The organism is Maricaulis sp. ABE4_448, assembly GCF_056160825.1.
Map to the genome: position 1 here is coordinate 21440 of NZ_JBSWXX010000004.1, position 16968 is coordinate 38407.

General features: G+C 63.8%; 12 protein-coding genes and 3 pseudogenes. 10 read left to right on the forward strand and 5 right to left on the reverse strand.

Features of this window, described 5'->3' with window-relative positions:
- Positions 1 to 3 precede the first annotated feature (3 nt).
- The 4 genes and pseudogenes from ACXAJV_RS11700 to ACXAJV_RS11715 all read left to right on the forward strand — a co-directional run.
- Positions 4 to 162: pseudogene (locus ACXAJV_RS11700) on the forward strand (IS6 family transposase); the annotation flags it as partial.
- A 180-nt stretch (positions 163 to 342) separates the two neighbouring features.
- Complete coding sequence (locus tag ACXAJV_RS11705) at positions 343 to 1419, forward strand: sensor histidine kinase (RefSeq protein ID WP_475085496.1); 1077 nt, start codon at positions 343 to 345, stop codon at positions 1417 to 1419.
- On the forward strand, positions 1416 to 2189 hold the full coding sequence (locus tag ACXAJV_RS11710) for a LytR/AlgR family response regulator transcription factor (protein WP_475085498.1): 774 nt from the start codon (positions 1416 to 1418) through the stop codon (positions 2187 to 2189). Before ACXAJV_RS11705 ends, ACXAJV_RS11710 begins: the two co-directional genes overlap by 4 nt.
- Before the next feature lie 130 nt (positions 2190 to 2319).
- A complete protein-coding gene (locus ACXAJV_RS11715) occupies positions 2320 to 3633 on the forward strand; it encodes a PDZ domain-containing protein (RefSeq protein ID WP_475085500.1) in 1314 nt (437 codons plus the stop codon).
- A 154-nt stretch (positions 3634 to 3787) separates the two neighbouring features.
- Here the strand turns inward: ACXAJV_RS11715 and ACXAJV_RS11720 are convergent, their stop codons facing one another.
- Complete coding sequence (locus tag ACXAJV_RS11720; RefSeq protein WP_475085501.1) at positions 3788 to 4870, reverse strand: FG-GAP repeat domain-containing protein; 1083 nt, start codon at positions 4868 to 4870, stop codon at positions 3788 to 3790.
- A 447-nt stretch (positions 4871 to 5317) separates the two neighbouring features.
- Here ACXAJV_RS11720 and ACXAJV_RS11725 point away from each other — a divergent pair, with 447 nt between their 5' ends.
- The 4 genes and pseudogenes from ACXAJV_RS11725 to ACXAJV_RS11740 all read left to right on the forward strand — a co-directional run.
- Positions 5318 to 5569: a hypothetical protein gene (locus tag ACXAJV_RS11725; protein WP_475085502.1), complete on the forward strand. Its 252-nt coding sequence runs from the start codon at positions 5318 to 5320 to the stop codon at positions 5567 to 5569.
- A 12-nt stretch (positions 5570 to 5581) separates the two neighbouring features.
- Entirely contained in the window at positions 5582 to 6427 is an 846-nt protein-coding gene (locus ACXAJV_RS11730; RefSeq protein WP_475085504.1) for a LytR/AlgR family response regulator transcription factor, read from the forward strand.
- A gap of 349 nt (positions 6428 to 6776) precedes the next feature.
- The gene (locus ACXAJV_RS11735) at positions 6777 to 10052 is read left to right on the forward strand and encodes a TonB-dependent receptor domain-containing protein (RefSeq protein ID WP_475085505.1); all 3276 of its coding nucleotides are present in this window, start codon (positions 6777 to 6779) and stop codon (positions 10050 to 10052) included.
- A 153-nt stretch (positions 10053 to 10205) separates the two neighbouring features.
- A pseudogene (locus ACXAJV_RS11740) lies at positions 10206 to 10331 on the forward strand (IS6 family transposase); the annotation flags it as partial.
- Here the strand turns inward: ACXAJV_RS11740 and ACXAJV_RS11745 are convergent.
- A pseudogene (locus ACXAJV_RS11745) lies at positions 10281 to 10864 on the reverse strand (transposase); the annotation flags it as partial. The pseudogenes ACXAJV_RS11740 and ACXAJV_RS11745 sit on opposite strands and share 51 nt — an antisense overlap.
- Positions 10865 to 11453: 589 nt before the next feature.
- Between ACXAJV_RS11745 and ACXAJV_RS11750 the strand changes: the two are divergent.
- Positions 11454 to 12470, forward strand: a complete 1017-nt coding sequence (locus ACXAJV_RS11750) for an N-acetyltransferase DgcN family protein (protein WP_475085507.1) — start codon at positions 11454 to 11456, stop codon at positions 12468 to 12470.
- The gene (gene dgcA, locus ACXAJV_RS11755) at positions 12467 to 13447 is read left to right on the forward strand and encodes an N-acetyl-D-Glu racemase DgcA (RefSeq protein ID WP_475085508.1); all 981 of its coding nucleotides are present in this window, start codon (positions 12467 to 12469) and stop codon (positions 13445 to 13447) included. The genes ACXAJV_RS11750 and dgcA overlap by 4 nt, the downstream gene beginning before the upstream one ends.
- Positions 13448 to 13459: 12 nt before the next feature.
- Here the strand turns inward: dgcA and ACXAJV_RS11760 are convergent, their stop codons facing one another.
- The 3 genes from ACXAJV_RS11760 to ACXAJV_RS11770 are packed head-to-tail and all read right to left on the reverse strand — an operon-like array spanning position 13460 to position 16870.
- Complete coding sequence (locus ACXAJV_RS11760; protein ID WP_475085510.1) at positions 13460 to 14254, reverse strand: phytanoyl-CoA dioxygenase family protein; 795 nt, start codon at positions 14252 to 14254, stop codon at positions 13460 to 13462.
- A gap of 5 nt (positions 14255 to 14259) precedes the next feature.
- Positions 14260 to 15687, reverse strand: coding sequence for a serine hydrolase domain-containing protein (locus ACXAJV_RS11765; protein ID WP_475085511.1), 1428 nt, complete (start codon positions 15685 to 15687; stop codon positions 14260 to 14262).
- Between the two features lie 22 nt (positions 15688 to 15709).
- Positions 15710 to 16870: a DmpA family aminopeptidase gene (locus tag ACXAJV_RS11770; protein ID WP_475085512.1), complete on the reverse strand. Its 1161-nt coding sequence runs from the start codon at positions 16868 to 16870 to the stop codon at positions 15710 to 15712.
- Positions 16871 to 16968: the final 98 nt, after the last annotated feature.

Consider the following 16968-nt stretch of genomic DNA (forward strand, 5'->3'; position numbering starts at 1 on the left):
CCGATGGGCAAGTTCAGGCGAGCGAAAAGTCTGCAGAAGTTCGCCGCCATCCAGTCATCTGTCCACAACCACTTCAACCTCGAACGTCACTTTTACAGCCGCGAAGAATTCAAAGCAAACCGCTCCGCCGTCCTGGCTGAGAGGCGTCAAATTGCAGCCTGATTTAGGCTCAAATCTGGACACTCGAGACCAGTCCGGTTTTGTCTGACACCATCGTCCCGGAAGCAGGCAGATTGCGACTGGACCGAATGCGTCGCGTTTCGGCGCCAAATGCGACAAGCGCGACAGAAATCGCGAGGAAACCCCGCTGCTCGCACGATTTGCCTGTCTTATAGTCGGCTCATGACGCCTCATGCTCAAAGAATCGGACTGGCGGGTCCGGCTGCGGAACTGCGTATTGCCCTGATTGTCGGGCTGCTCGTTCTGGCGGCCCATATCCTGATCGTGACGCCATTGAGGCTGGTCGCGGCCGCGCCGCCCTACCAGAACTTCATCGGCCTTGGCGTGACGACAGTGCTTCAGCTCGTCATCATGTTGGTCCTGGCGGGATTGATGGGCCCCGGCCGGCTCAGCCGCCTGTCGGGTTTTCTGCTGATGCAGCTCCCGTTGATGCTCGGCGCGGCGGCTCTGGAACTCGTCGATACAGTCCAGTTCTACGAACGCTTCAACCTGCCCTACCACATCCTCACCTGGACCTCGTTTCTGGGGCATGCGCTGCGGCTCTACACGGTTTTTCTGGTTTGGAGCGCGCTGGTCTGCGTGATGGTCGCCCTGGTTGAACTGGAACGCCAGGGGCGCCGTCTGGCCGAGGCGCAAGCCCTTGCGCGAACAGCGGAGCTGGCGGCGCTACGCTACCAGATCCAGCCGCACTTCCTGTTCAATACCTTCTCGACCCTGCACGCCCTTGTCGACGAGGGGCGGCGCGAGCCGGCGCTGAAAATGCTGGAGCGGCTTGCAACCGTGTTTCGCTCCGTCCTGTCGAAAGCCGATCATGATTTCTCCAGCCTTCGGGCGGAGATCGACTTCCTCCAGGACTATCTCGCCATCGAGCAGTTCCGGTTCGGCGAGAAGCTGACGACTGAATTCGACATCGAGCCCGAAGCCGCGCGCTGCGAGATTCCCCGCCTCCTGCTCCAGCCCCTGGTGGAAAATGCCATCAAGCACGGGCGGCCGAGAGACGGCAGTCCGCTGGCGCTCACAATCTCCGCCGGGCGGCAGGGCGGTCAGCTGCTCATGCGGGTGCGGGATAACGGGCCTGGACCGGGCGCCGATCCCGTCTCGGGTGTCGGTTTGCGCAATGTGACGGACCGGCTGGTGCGATACTACGGTGAAGACGCCGCCTTGGAGTTGGGCGATGCCGAACCGTGCGGGACGGTCGTGATCGTGACCCTGCCGGCGCGGCGCAAGGAGAGTGGATGATGAGAGTGCTGATCTGCGAAGACGAGCCGGTAACGGCCGCCCGGATCGAGCGCCTCTCCCGGGCTGAAACCGGTGTGACGAAAGTCTTCGTCTCCGATACCGGGGGCGCCGCGCAACAGATGCTGGAGCAGGGCGGTATCGACATCGCGCTGCTGGATATCAACCTGCCTGACATGTCGGGCTTCGATGTTGCTGAGGCGGCCGCGAATGCTGGCTGCCATGTGATCTTCGTGACCGCGTATGACGAGCATGCGATCCAGGCCTTCGCCCTGGGGGCGGTGGATTATCTTCTCAAGCCGGTCAAGCGCGAGCGTTTCTCCGAAGCCATGGCGCGGGCGCAGGAGCAGACGAGCCTGGTGCGGAAGGCCCAGCGTGCCGAGGAGCTTGGTCAGGTCCTCGAACGACTGCGCGACAAGCGCGGCGAGGGCTCCTATATCCATGATTTCTGGATCAAGGAGCGCGACCGGCGGGTCCGGGTTCCCATCGAACACGTCCGGTTCATGGAAGCGGCGCGCGACTATGTGATCCTGCACACGGCGGACCGCAAATACATGATCCGGCGCACGATGGCAGACGTCGAGCGGCAGCTGGACCCGAGTGTCATGCTGCGCATCCACCGGAGTTACTTCGTGAACCTGCGGGAGATCCAGTCGGTGGTCGCCGTCGACGGACGGCCAAGTGCGGTCGCCATCGCATCGGGCGATGAGGTGCCCATCGGCCCTGCCTATCAAAGCGCCCTGAAGCTCGCCATGCGAAGACTGCCCGGATGAGCCCGCCCGCAACCCGGACGTGGTTCTTGTCCTCTTCGTCGCAAAATCCGCCCGAGCACGCCGCGTCTCGGCTAGTCGGAGGGTCGGCCGGCCCGGATGTTCGTCCGGGCGATGAAGAGAGAAGTGACGGATGAAGACGCAGATATTGACCGGATTGCTGGCCGCTTGCCTGTCAGCCGGTGTCGGCGCGACCGCCGGCATAGAACTACCGCGCCGCGGGACGCTGGGCCTCAGGCTCGCGCCCCTTGCCGACGGCATGGTGATTGCGGCTGTCGGACAGGGGACCGACGCGTGGCGTGCTGGTGTCCGCCAGGGAGACCGCCTGCTCGCGATCAATTCAATCGAGATCCGCGACTATTCCGACGTTCAGGCCGCGACGCACCAGCTGAGCTATCGCGAGCCCGCCGCTGTGCGCATCAGCCGTAATGGCGGCATCCTCGATCTGCGGGTGACGCCGCGCATCATGCCGTACGCGCAGGTTGAGGGCGCAGACGTTGAATACGGTTTCGTCGTCACGCCATCCGGCCTTCGCATCCGGACCGTGACCCTGACGCCTCGCCAATCGGATCTGGAACGCGACGGGCGGCTTCCGGGCGTGGTCTATCTGCAGGGTATTCCGTGTCAGTCGATCGACATGATCGGCGGGCCGGACCATCCGCGCGGACGGCTTTTCCATGCCCTGATTGACGCCGGATTCGCCGTCACATTCGCTGACAAGCCGGGTATCGGCGACAGCGATGGCGAGGCGTGCCGGGACGGCGGATTTGACATAGAGGTCGAGGCCTATACGGCCGCTACAGCGGCCTTCGCCAGACGCCGCGGCATCGATTCCGGGCGCATCTATGCCGTGGGCGTCTCGCTGGGCGGGGCGCAGGCGCCTTTGGTGGCGCAAGACGCGCCTCTTGCCGGGATTGTGACCTGGGGCGCCGGCGTGCAGCCCTGGTTCGACTATCTCATCAGCAATTTCCGTTTGCGAGAATGGGAAAGTCCGACCGCGAGCGCTGACGTAGCGGATCGTCATTTCGATGCGTTCCGCGAGGTGCTCGCGCGAGCGATTTTACTGGAACACTCGCCCGCCCGGATCCGCGATGATGCCCCCGAAGCCCTCGCGGCCTTCGAAAACGCCTATGGGTCTCTCGATGCGTTTTCCGGTCGTTCCCTGACGTTTCATCGCGAGATGAATTCAGCGCCCGTCCGCGCGGCCTGGGAGCGCTATGATGGCCGGCTCCTGTCCCTGCACGGTGAGTTCGACACGGTCGCAACCGGCGAGGACCATGCGTGGGCTGCACAGATCGTCAATCGCAATTCGCCCGGCGCTGCCCGTTTTGAAGTGCTCGACGGGGTGGATCATGGCTGGCGCCGGCCCGATAGCCAGGCGCCGGACTTCAGCTTCCACGCGCGGGCCGCCGACTGGCTGACCATGCTCGCCGCCGGTGGCAGTTAGGGCTAAGGCTTTTCGAACAGCCAGTTCCGGATCGCTGCGGCTGGCGCCATGATGGCGCCGAGCACGGGGCATGGATCGCCGTCAGCACGGCCCCCCTTCCCTGCGGCTGACCGGACCCGCCAGCGGTCCATGGCAGTCTCCATCACGCGGCCGTCTACGGCTCGCTGATCGGCAGGATTTCATCGGCCGAGCGGAAGGCGGCGACATAGATGCTTGTTGCGCCGGGGAGGACTTCCGTGTCTAGTGCGTCCAGTTGTGGGCCGGCCAGGGCGCGGCCTTCGCTGAAATGCCCCGTGCCGTCATTGACAAGGGTCCATACGCCGCCACCGAAGGATGCGCCGAGGATCCCGTCCAGATCGCCATCGCCGTCCAGATCGTGGAAGTCGATATCAAGCGAATGGGCCGTGCGCGCCGGCAGGGCGCCTGCCAGTTCGGAAAAGACGCCCTGCCCGTCATTCAACAGGACGCGATCGACCGAGCCGGACTGGGATTGGGTGCGGAAACCGACATTGGCGAAATAGAGATCCAGATCGCCATCTCCGTCCAGATCGCCTAAATCGGCTTCGCGGGTCTCTTCACCGGCCATCTCGGGCCCGAATGCGGCCTCCCGGGCCAGAAAATCGCCGGATCCGTCATTGATCAGAAGGCGGTTGGGGCCTTCGCTTGCGATGACAAGGTCCAGATCTCCGTCCCCGTCGACATCGCCGGCTTCGATATCCTGTACGGGGTGAGGGTGGTTGGGATGCGCTTCCCGTTCCATCCGGAAGGCGCCGTCCCCGTTATTCCAGAGAAAGATGATCGGACCGGAATCGCCGAAGACGAGGTCCTGATCGCCGTCCGCATCAAGGTCGGCGGCGATGACCGCATTGGACCGCGCGGCAAATGCCAGGCGATCGAATGCGGCCTCGAAACCGTCTTCGCCCCGGTTGAAATACAATTGCTGGGTCAGGGTGTCTTCATTGGCGAAGACGACGTCGATACGGCCATCGCCATCCAGATCGGCCAGGGCGATGTCCTCGCTGTCGGATCCGTCATCGTCAAAGGTCAGCGTTTCGGACGCGACCCAGCCGGTTTCCGTTTGGACCAGAACCTGATTGCGGCCGCCTTCCACGGCCCGGACGAGCTCGAGCCGGCCGTCACCGGTCAGGTCGGCGAGTTCGACATCCATTGTCCGGGTTTCGGTTTCGGCCACGGGCGCCAGGGAGAGCATGAGTGCGGAGGTGAAGATGATCGGCATGAAGTCGTCCTACTTGTTCAGCATGTCACGGCCAGCCTCTCATGCGCAGGATGCGTAGGCGAATGGAAAGCGACAAGACCTGTCTTGTCGTGACGAAGTGTTCACAATCGCGACGGCAATGGGGTGGCGGCCCTGACAATCTCCACGCCGACGAATGACCTGGCGCCTCGTGCATTCTCGGTGATCTTCGCCTTCTCCGGCCTTGGCGATGGCGATTTCTTGGCCCGAAGCGGCCACGCTGGGCTCATACGGTCCTTCTGGTCGCGCTGTTTGCTCGCGGCTTCTGAGGGCTTTGTCGCAAATACGTCAAAAATGCGATCAAGCGGGCCTTGTCGCAAACGGGTTGTTGGCCGCCGGGCCGCCGCGTTAGCCAGGATTCGGGTGGCGCCGTCGGCTTTGATGACGCGCCCGGCGTGCGCCTTCGGCAGACTCGCAGCGGAGACTCGAATGATGACGAAGCCCCGATCCTCCCACCCTTCGCCGCGCTTGATACGGCTGTGCGCCGGACTGGTGTTGCTGGCGGGCCTGATAGCTTGGTCGATGCTCGGCGTCTTTATCAAAAATCTAGCCATGTCGCATGTGGTCACACTCTTGCCCGCGTCCACGATCTTTTGCGGATTGATGGTCTGGGCGCACCGGCTGGAAGAGCGTTCGTCGGGCCCTTCGGGGCCGGAGGAAAAAGACAACCGCGTCCGCTGAAAGGATTAGGCCATGCAGTGTTTTGTTCTCGGCGCCCGGGGAGAAGGGCGCAGGCAGCTTGCCCGGGCTCTGGACAACTGTTCGGGGCTCAATCTCGTGGTCATCGCCGGTTCCCTGGCGGAGTTTGAGGGCGCGCTCTCCCACACATTCCCCGATGTCCTGTTTGTTGACGCCGGCTTCGAGGCCCTGGGAGAAGCGCTCAGCCTGGCCGAGGCGCGCAATTCGAACACTCTGACGGTCGCTTGGAGCCCGCACGCGGCGAACGCCATGCTGGCCTTCGACCTCGAGGCGATCGATTTTCTTCTTGTGCCTGTGGACGGGGCGCGGCTTTCGGAATGCGCGCGCCGCCTGGTCGAGGAAAGACAGCGCCGCACCTCGCTGCGGCGCATGTCGCAAATGCAAGCCTCGCTGGAAAACATGCGGCGTCAGCTGCCGGACAGGACATCCTCATCCGGATATTGCGATTTCTGGCTGCCTAGCCTGGACGGGTCCGTCAGGGTCGGTCAGTCCGAGATTTTCTGGCTGAAGGCAGCGCGGGGCTATGCCTATTTCAATCTGCGGGACCGGCGGTTGCTGCACCGGATCTCGATGCTTGAACTCGAAGAGAAGCTGGACCCGTCACGCTTCTTGCGCATCCATCGTTCCGCGATCGTCAATGTCGATCATGTCGAGCTCAGCCGACTCGGCCGCCAGGGCGCCGACGTGCTTTTGCTCAGCAATGGCGACGATGCGAGAGTCGGCCGCAAATACCGACGCCGTGTGCTCGACTTTCTGCAAACGGGCCGGCTTGTCGCGAATGATGGGTCGTCTCGCGAAGCCGCGCCCGGGCGTGTCCCGGCGGTTGAACACAGCTTCTAGATTCTTTCAGCCGCTCGACTTTGACCGTCCGTGTTCGTAGCGAACACGGGGCGGGTCCGGCTGCCCAAGTCCCTTTTTTGTCAGGGCTTAACGACTGGGCAGGCGATGAGAAAGTGCGCCCGTTGCGGCGCATGTTGTTTGTTCTGTTCTGCTGTCGTTCGTGACCTTTCAAGCGCCCAGGTCACGGGGTTTGGGCGCTAGTCACATTGGAATTCCGGTGTGTTCGGCGCTTCAGCCAGTAATCCCCGGCCGAGGCTTGGCTGTCTGAGCCCGGCGAAGGAATGGCCCAAGGCGGGCCTGATCTGATCAACAGAGCTGCGCACGCAATTGTGCGCCGAGGGGATGACACGTGACGAAATCATCAAAACTCCTTTGGCTGAACTCCACGTTTCTGGCCGGTCTGACCGGTCTGAGCCTGGGGCTGTCGCCAGTGTATGCGCAGGAGGTCCAGCAGGCCTCCGACGCCGAGCAAGACGAATATTCCGAAAGCGAGGACCGTATCGTCGTGACCGGTTCGCGGATTGCGCGAACGGTCGCCAACGCGCCGGCGCCACTGATCCAGCTGAGGGGAGACGACATCATTCTGTCCGGGCAGGCAAATGTTGTCGATTACTTGGCTGACGTGCCGGCCCTGCAGGGCTCCGTCGTGCCGGAAGACACCACCGGTTCGAACCTGAACGATGGCGGGCTGTCCCTGTTGAGCCTGCGCGACCTTGGCGCGTCGCGCACGCTGGTGCTGGTAGATGGGCGCCGTCATGTCGGCTCGAATCCGGGCACCCTGTCTGTTGATGTCGACACCATCCCGACCCTGCTTGTCGAGAGCGTCGAAGTGATCACCGGCGGCCAGTCGGCGGTGTATGGCGCGGATGCTGTATCCGGCGTCGTTAACTTCATCTTGCGTGATGATTTCGAAGGCTTCGAAGTCGATGCGACAATGGCCATGATCAACCAGGATGGTCAGCTCAATAACCGGATATCCGCCGCCTGGGGCGGGAACTTCCTGGATGATCGCTTGAATGTCTACGCGTTCGCGGAACACCAGGAGACTGACGAAGTTCTCGATTTCGATATGGATTGGCGCCGGGAGTCCTGGGGCCTGCTCGGAATGGATTCCGACCCTACCACCGCTCCGAATGACGGCGTGTTCGACAATGTCCTGGTCCGCGACCGGCGTGATGCCTACTTCGCGCGCGGTGGCGTGTTGGTCCTGTCCGGTGGCGCGCAGGGCAGTGCGACAAGTGATCCGGATACGCCTTTCTTCGGGTGTGATTTCGTGCTCGGGACAATTCCGGCGGGTTGCCGGCCGGTGCGTTCTGATTCAGACAAGGTTTTCAGTTTCAGCGCGGACGGAACGCCCCAAGCCTATGATTTTGGGTATCTACAGGCAGGCAGTGGTCATAACCGCCGTGTGAGCGCGGGCGGCGACGGGCTCAACGTCGGAACCGAGTTCAGCCAGGGGTCACGCAGTCCCCGGTCCGAGGCCGCGCGATTCCAGGCCGGGTTCCATTTCGACGCGACGCCGTCACTGACCTTTTTCGGCGAAGCCAAGTACGTCGAAGAAGAGACCTTCGACTCCGGCCAGTCGAGCTTTTGGCAAATCACGCTTTGGGATGTCGGCTCCTACTACACCGGTCCCGGTTTCTATCTCGACTATACCGACAATGCCTATGCGCTTCAGAACGGTGTTGCGGCGCTGATCGACAATAATATGCGCACCGTGTACGGCGAGCCGACGGAAAACGATCCGAGCCCGGTTCTCGGTGTGGTTCCCGACAATCGCGCCTTTCTGGGCATTTTCGGTCCGTCTCGTTCCCAGCTGAACAATCGTGAACTTCAACGCTATGTGCTCGGTGCGAACGGCGAACTGCCCGACTTCAACTTCCTGCGCAATATCAGCTGGGAAGCGTCCTACACGTTCGGCCGGATGGACAATTCCAATCTCGAAACCGGCGTCGATATCGACCGATTCAATTACGCCGCAGATGCCGTATTCGATGGCGGCGATATCGTCTGCCGGGTCACGCGCGAGGAACCGGACTCGACGGATGCCGCAGTGTCGGAGTGTACGCCAATCAATATTTTCGGCACCGACTTCCGTTCCGATGCCGACCATGAGCATGCGACCGGCGGCGGTGGCCGTGAGGGCCTGACGGCGGCGCAGGCCGAGTATCTTTTGGCCTCGATCGAGGTGACCAATATTAACCAACAGCAGAACTTCGTCGCCTACGGTTCTGCGGAAACCTTTGACCTGCTCGGCGCTGGCCCGATCGGTATTGCTCTGGGCTATGAGTTCCGCCGCGAGGAGAGCGAAGGGACAGGCCGCGACCGCGACACAGCCGGCCGCACTCTGTTCCTGAATACGGGGCCGGATTTCCCGAAAGCCTCGTACGAGACCAATGAACTCTTCACCGAGATCCGCGTACCGCTGCTGTCTGACCGTTTTGGCATCCAGAGTGCTGAAGTCAGCGGCGCCTATCGGTATTCCGACTACACCACTGTAGGCGAGGTCGACACGCTCAGCCTGCAATCTTCATTGCGGCTGAATAGTGAGTTCTTCTTCCGCGCAACCTATGGCGAAGCGACACGCATCCCGAATCTGGAAGAGAATTTCGGGCCGGCGACCCAGACCTTCGGCAATGGTCTTGATGACCCGTGCGATGCGAACGATATTCGTGCACGCGAGAGCGCTGCCGACCGGGCCGCCATTCGGGCCAATTGCGTGGCCACCATGCCGGCAGGCTATGATCCGGGGACGGACACGGCCAACACCGGTACGATCATCGAATACATCTCCGGTATTCCGGGCTTCAACTCCGGCAATCCGAACCTGCAACCGGAAGAATCAACCTCCTACACATTCGGTGCGGCCTACACGCCGGGCTGGCTGCCGGACTTCACCTTCACGGCTGACTATTTCGACATCGAGATCAACAATGTGATCGCCTCGGTGACGATCCAGCAGGCGCTTAACCAGTGCGTCGGCGCCGCAGGCCCGACTGTGGGCGAGGTCAACCCCGGCGCCTGCGCCACCTTCCAGCGCTCTGCCGTTCCGCAGGCGGATCTCCCGCAACAACCGGCCTACGGCATCTACACCTTCACCCAGGGCGCGCTGAATTATGCCGGGCTTGAAACCCGCGGCGTGGATTTCACCGCGTCTTACGCTTTCGAGACCGGGCGCTTTGGCGACTTTGACTGGTCGCTGCGCGGGACCTATCTGATCGAGCAGAACGACTTCTACAATTTCGCCTTCCCGGGCGAGGAATCCGCCAATGACGGTGATCCGGGGCAACCGCATCTTCGCATGCTGTCCACCCTGTCCTGGACGCCGCGTGAAGACCTCATCCTGACCTGGAACTGGGACTGGCAGTCCTCTCAGGAAATCATCGACGAAGACACCTGGCGCGAGAATGCCGACAGTCGTGAGTTCCGCTACACGACGACCGGCGCGTTCAACCAGCACGACCTGTCTCTGCGCTACATCGCCAACGAGAACCTCGTCTTGCGGGCCGGTGTCGTCAATGTCTTCGACGCAGAGCCGGCGCGCTGGCTGGGGTCGTCGACCAGCTACGACAATTTCGACTTCTGGGGACGCCGCGGCTTTATCGGTGTGAACTACCGCTACTGATCCAGCTGCGAACCAACAAGGAGGGGGGCGGACAATAGTCCGTCCCCTCCTGTCCGGTGTTTCGGGGCTCTCCCGAGTGACGGAGGCGAAGCCTGGGCGTTGTCAGAGGAAAATGAAACTGAGCGAGCCGTCGTGATTTCGTAGCTTTTGCCGATGCGCAATCCGTTCCGGTACTTCAAGACGTCGCCTGAGATCATCCGCCTAGCGGTGATGATGTCTGTTCGTTTTACGCTCTCGCTGCGGCACGTGGAAGACCTGCTCCCGCATCAGCCGCTCGACACGATGCAGGCCGCCCGAGATGCCGTCTGCCAGCATGTCACGCCAGACGCGGCGAGCGCCATAGGTCCGGTCTGACAACACGAAGCTGGCCCGAACGCGGGCACCGAGCGCTTCATCGCTTCTGGCTCGCGCACTGGGCGGTCGGCTCAGCCAGGCATGGAAGCCGCTTCGAGAGACACCGAGCGCCCCCCACATCCAACTGACCGGCCATATCCCCCGGTGCTTCGCGATGAACCGGAACATTACAGCGGGTGCCTGGCGAAGTAGGCCGCTGCTTTTTTTAGAATGTCCCGCTCGGCCTTCAGCCGTGCGACCTCCCGCATGAGCCGCCGAACCTCGTCATCGGCAGACGTCATCTTGCCTTGCCCGGGAAACGCTTCATCAGCCTGATCCCGATACTGCTGGATCCACCTTCGAAGCACCGTCTGGTGCAAATCCAGATCCCGCGCCGCCTGGGCGACGCTTACCCCACGATCCACCACCAGATGCACCGCTTCCCGCTTGAACTCGCGGCTGAAATGTCGTCGTGTCATTCCAAATCTCCGGTTCCAAAAACACCCTAACTCGGTGTCCTCAAAACCGGCAGCAGCTCACCCGATCCGATTTCAAGGAGAACCGTCTTTGAGCTTTGGTCGAATGGCGTCAGCTCGTGGTCTGAGATAGGGGCAGTTCCGATCTCTTGAGACTGGTCCGTTTTTGTCTGACAGCACCGCCATTTCGCCCAGACCCCGGTTTCCGGTCTGGGTCCTTGAACCCCGAAATTCATCCCCAACTTGCCGTAACTTAGCAACCGTTCACCGGTTCTGAGACCGCACGAGCATGTCCGAAAACCCCCAAAAAGAGCCCCAGTCTCAAATCGCAAACTTGCGCGGTCCGGGTACGGGCTTTCCCTGTTTCATGGCCAAGAACAGGGGCAAATACGAGAAGCGCGCTGTCGGGGCCGAGAATTTGAAATTCGCCTGCACCTCTTTGAGCGTTTCTACAGCGCGGGCGGCTCGCAAACGTCCACTTGTGAAGGGCGCGTCGTGCAAGGCGTTCTGAACGCTTGTATAAAAATGAATTTGACATCATATTTAACAATGTAGCCCGTCTGTGGGCGTGGATAGCAAAGCGATTGCCAGCATGAATGTCCTACCCCCCTATCTCATCTTCCTCGGTGATGCGCCGGACCGCCTGATCGCCAAGACCGGGGCGGGGGTCGCCGACTGGGCGCCGGAGCGCTGTGCGGGGCAGCTGCGCCTGAGCGCCGGGACTGTCGATCTCGGCCTGCCCGACATGACGATCGAGGCCGCGCGGGCTGCGGGCGTGAAAACGCTCGTGGTGGGCACGGCCAGCCCGGGCGGCGCAATGGACGACCGCTGGTTCGACGTGTTCCGCGCTGCGCTCGAAGCTGGCCTGGATATTGCCGCGGGCTTGCATATCCGGCTCAACGCGCACGGCGCGCTGCGTGCCCAGGCCGACGCGACGGGCTGCAAACTCACGGACCTGCGCGACCCGCCGCCGGACCTCCCGATCGGCACCGGACGGCCGCGTCCGGGGCATCGTGTGCTGACTGTCGGTACGGACTGCGCCGTGGGCAAGAAATATACGGCCCTCGCCCTTTGGCGGGCCCTGTGCGAACGCGGCGTTGATGCGGATTTTTGTGCGACGGGCCAGACCGGCGTGCTGATCTCCGGCCGCGGCTTTGCCATCGACTCGGTGATCGGTGATTTCATGTCCGGGGCCGCCGAAGTGCTGGCGCCGGCGGCTGGAACGGATCACTGGGACGTGATCGAGGGGCAGGGCTCGCTCTTTCATCCCGCCTATGCAGGTGTGTCGCTCGGTCTGCTGCACGGCGCGCAACCGGAAGCTATCGTGCTCTGCCACCAGGCGGGCCGCGACAAGATCGCATTCTTCGACGGCTATCCCACGCCGGACCTGAAGACCGCGATTGCCCGCAATCTGGAGGCAGCCCGACTGACCAGTCCGGGCTGTTACTGCGCAGGGGTCAGCCTGAACACTGCGGGCCTGGACGCTGCGGCGGCAGAGGTGCTGATCGTGGAGACTGCGGCTCGGTTGGGTCTGCCGGTCATCGATCCGGTCCGCACCGGCGGCGGCGCGATCGCCGACCGGCTACTGCAGGGCAGGGGCGAGGCGTGATCCGCTTGACCGCAGAGCTGCGCCGGTTTCCGCTGAAGGCCCCTTTCCGCATCGCCAGCGCCGTTTTCGATGCCACCCATGCACTCATCGTCACGGCCGAGAAGGGGCGCCATCGCGGCCGGGGTGAGGCCGAGGGCGTCTTCTATTGCGGAGAGACGGCGCAGAGCATTCTGGACGAGACGCGAACGTTCATCGCCGCGTACCCGGACGGCATCACGCGCGACGCGTTGCAGGCGGCGCTGCCGCCGGGTGGTGCGCGCAATGCCCTCGACTGTGCGCTCTGGGATCTGGAGGCGAAGCGGAGCGGACGGTCGATCTGGGCGCTGACCGGCGTCGAGTCGCGGCCGTTGACCACTGCCGTCACCATCGGTCTGGAGCCGGACCCGGAAATGATGGCGGACAAGGCCCGCCGGGCCGGCCCGGTTCCGGTGCTCAAGGTCAAACTGAACGCCGACCGCCCGGTCGAACGGATCGAGGCGATCCGCGCCGTGCGGCCCGACGCGGTTCTGGTCGTGGACGTGAATGAAGGCTGGACGATCGAACAGCTTCGCGATGTGGCGCCCGCCATGGCGCGCCTGGGCGTGGAAATGCTCGAACAGCCCCTGCCGCGCGGCCAGGATGCGGCTCTGGACGGTTATGTCCCGCCAGTGCCGCTTTGCGCCGACGAAAGCTGCCTGCATTCGGGCGAGCTGGATGCCGTGCGCGGCCGCTATCAGCGCATCAATATCAAGCTCGACAAGACCGGCGGGCTGACCGAGGCGCTGCACCTGGCCCGCAAGGCGCGCAAGGCGGGCCTCGGTCTGATGGTTGGCAACATGATGGGGACCTCGCTGGCGATGGCGCCCAGCTTCGTGGTCGGCTGTCTGTGCGACGTCGTCGATATCGACGGTCCCGTCCTTCTGGCGCAGGACTGGCCGACTGGGTTGACCTACAAGGCCGGCCGCGTGGATCCGCCCCGGCCTGTTCTCTGGGGCTAGACGGCTCCGGGGCTAGGCGTCGTCCTGCCACACCGTTGGGTGCAGAGGTCCGGAAAAGGGCACCCCGTCTTCCAGATCAGGCAGGGTGGTCGGTACGGCGATCTCGCCGGCGCGCCGCCAGAAGCGCGCATCGTCGCCCAGCCAGCGCGTCGACAGGACCCGCCGGCGCCCGGCGCTGGGATTGGCCGGCGCGCCATGCACCAGCATCGCCTGGAACACCACGCAGTCGCCGGGTTCCAGATCCCAGGACACGATGTCATAGGCCGACCGGTCCGCCTCAATGTCGGGCAGGCTGGGCAGGCCGGTTCCGGCATAGGGCGTGCCGTCTGCGAAATGGGTGGGATTGAAGGTCTGCTCCCAGCGATGGCTGCCGCGGACGAATTCCAGCGACACCTCGCGGGGCACCGGGTCCAGTGGCATCCAGATCGAGCAAACCTGGAACCCGCTGACGGCCCAGTAGGGCTGGTCCTGGTGCCAGGGCGTGCGCTGCTGGCTGCCCGGCTCCTTCACCAGCATCTGGTCGTAAAGAAAGGTGGCCGTGGACGATCCCATTATCCGGCCGGCGATCTCCGCGGCGGGCGAGTTCATGACGAAGTCCCGGAACGGGTTCAGGCGCGTCCACATGTCCAGATCTCCGAAGAAGCGCTCCGCCCCTGCGGGGCCGTAGCGTTCGCCGTGGGGGCCGGGCGCGTCGAGCGCCTGGCGAACCCCCTCGGCCACGGTCTCGATCCACGCCGGCGCGAAGGCGCCGCGCAGCACGCAGACACCGTCGCGTGCGTAGTCTGCCTTCTCGTCGTCGTCGATCATTCCGCCTACTCCCCGGTCGCGCGGACGAAGGGAATGCCGCCGCCCAGCCAGTCGACGGTCAGGTCATCCGGCGTGCCGCCGTCCGGCGCGAAGCTGAACACCATCTCGTCGTCATGGGCGGCCAGGAAAGTGCGGCCTTCTAGGTGAAGTAGCGGGATGGCCGGGCCCTGGGCATCGACACCGCCGATGCGGAAGGCGATCCCGCCCTCGCGCGGCAGAATACCGATACGGTCGATGCCGATGCGCATGTAGCTGGCATCATAGTTTCCGGCGATGGCCATGATCTCGCTGTCGGCCAGCGGCGCCATTGACGGTGCGGGCCGAGGCTGGTCGAAGACGATGCGAGCGATCTTCTGTTCCAGGCCCACCGGCGTGGGCGCGACGTCACGCGTGCTGCCCATCACCACGATGGAAATGTCGTCTTCCGGATAATAGGCCATGTAGGCCGCGAAGCCGTCGATATCGCCGGCATGGGCAATCTTGCGGTGGCCTTCCCAGTCGCGGATTATCAGCGCGCCGAGCGCATAGGCCAGCGTGTCGTCGTCCAGTTCGGCCTGTTCGTAGAGCAGGTCGCGGACCTCGTCCCCGAAAACGTTCTGGCGGTGCACCTGGTCGATATAGTCCTGGATGTCCTGCACGGTCGACAGCAGCGCGCCGGCAGAGAAGGGCACGAGCGGGTCGAGCTGCGGGGCGTTCAGGAAGCCGTTCTCGCCGACGACATAGCCCTCGGCGCGCCCCTCGATCACGGGCTCGTAGCCCGCATAATAGGTGCGGTCCAGACCCAGCGGCTCAAGGATGAGCTCGGCGATCGTCGTGTCATAGCTCTGCCCTGTCACCGCCTCGACGATGAGGCCGAGCGTATAGGTTCCGGAATTGGAATAGGAGAAGGCCGTGCCCGGCTCAAACATCAGGTCCGCGTCCTCGAAATAGTCCCGCATGAGCTCGCGGGTAACCGTGCGCTGGCTACCGTGGGGGAAGTCCGGCAGGGCGGTGTAGTTCACCAGCCCGGCCGTGTGGTTCATCAGATAGCGCACCGGCACGTTGCGGGCCGGGCCGGTATAGTCCGGCAGATAGGTGGAGATGGGCGCGTCGATATCGACCAGATCGTCTGCGGCGAGCTGGGCGATCAGCAGGCCGGTGAAGGATTTGGTGATCGAGCCGATCTGGAAAACCGTGTCGGGCGTGGCGGCCGTGTGCTGTTCGAGATCGGCCTCGCCATGGGCGGCCTCGTAGATAATCGTATCGCCGCGGCGCACCGAGACCGCGAGTCCCGGATAGGGTGCCGAGGACTGGGCGTCGGCGACGAGCGCCTCAATGGCGTCTGTTTGGATGTCGGTTGTGGTCGCGGCGGGTTGGGCCGTGGCGCAGCCGGCGAGCAGGCTGCCCGCGGCGAAGGCCGTGACGGCAGCGGGAAGGGCGAATGTCTGGATCATGGGAAGGTGTCCTTCGTCTGGATCAGTCGTCGAGCCGGCCGTAGCGGGTGAGAATTTCGCGAACCCGGTCGTGGGGCAGGCCGTAGACCTGGGAATTGCCGCGTCCGATCGTGTCCTCGCCGGCTACGAGCGCGTTGAGAATGGCTTCCTCGGTAGCCTGCACGACGCCGTCGAACAGCGGATCGAGCGCTTCGCCCGGAATGCTCTGGTAGTCGAGCGGCGCGCCCGCGCCGAGCGTCACCGGATTGGCGGTGGTAAAGGCGATGAAGATGTCGCCGGAGCTGGAATCGCCCTGACCGCCGGTGCGGCCCAGGCCGATTGTGGCGCGGCGCGCAAGGCGGCGCAGCTGGTCGGGCAACAGGGGCGCGTCGGTGGCGATCACGATGATGATCGAGCCGTCGCCCTCGCCGGCCGCATCGGCCTGATTGGCGCGGCGCGGCATCAGATCGTCGAGCTCCTGGCCGGCGGGTGTTCCCGCAATGCGCAGCTGGTCGCGCACGCCGTGATTGGCCTGGACAAGCACGCCGACGGTGAAAGCGATATCCTCGCCGTAGCGCACGATGCGCGATGCCGTGCCGATGCCGCACTTGAAGTAGTAGCAGACCATGCCGGTGCCGCCGCCGACGGCGCCTTCCGCGACCGGTCCGCTCTGGGCGGCATCGAGCGCCTCTACCACGTGCTCCGGTGTCAGCGGCAGGCTCCAAACATCGCTCAGCCCGCCATCATAGGTCTCTGCCACGACTGGAAGGACGCGGCTGAAACGCACTGTCGGGTCGTCGAAATTCTGCGCGGTCCATTGCAGGATGCCGTCGCGAGCGGCGCCGACGCCCAGCGTGCCGGTGATCGCGATCGGGCCAAAAAAGGCGCCGAACTCGTCGATCAGGTGCGTGCCGGTCATCTCGCCGGTGCCATTGAAGGAGAAGACGCCTGCAGCGACGCCATCCGTGGCCGCGCGGCCGCGCGGGAAGATCGTGGTGACCCCGGTATGTGCGTCGCCCTCGTGCAGGGTGAGGTGTCCGACCTCGATGCCGGCCACGTCGGTGATGGCATTCAGCGGGCCGGTCTCGCCTTCCAGCGGAATGCCCAGATCCCGGGCGCGCGGCGCGCCCTGGGCGCAGGCGGCGGAGGCGAAGGCCAGGCCGCCGGCCAGGGCGATCGATAACAGGGTTCGGTTCGTTTTCATGGGTGTCATGGTCTCCCGCATGGACAACTGGGTCCGTCTGCAATGCCCCCCGGTGGGCCGTCTTCGCCGGGAAGAGTGAAAAAAAATGAAATTGACGT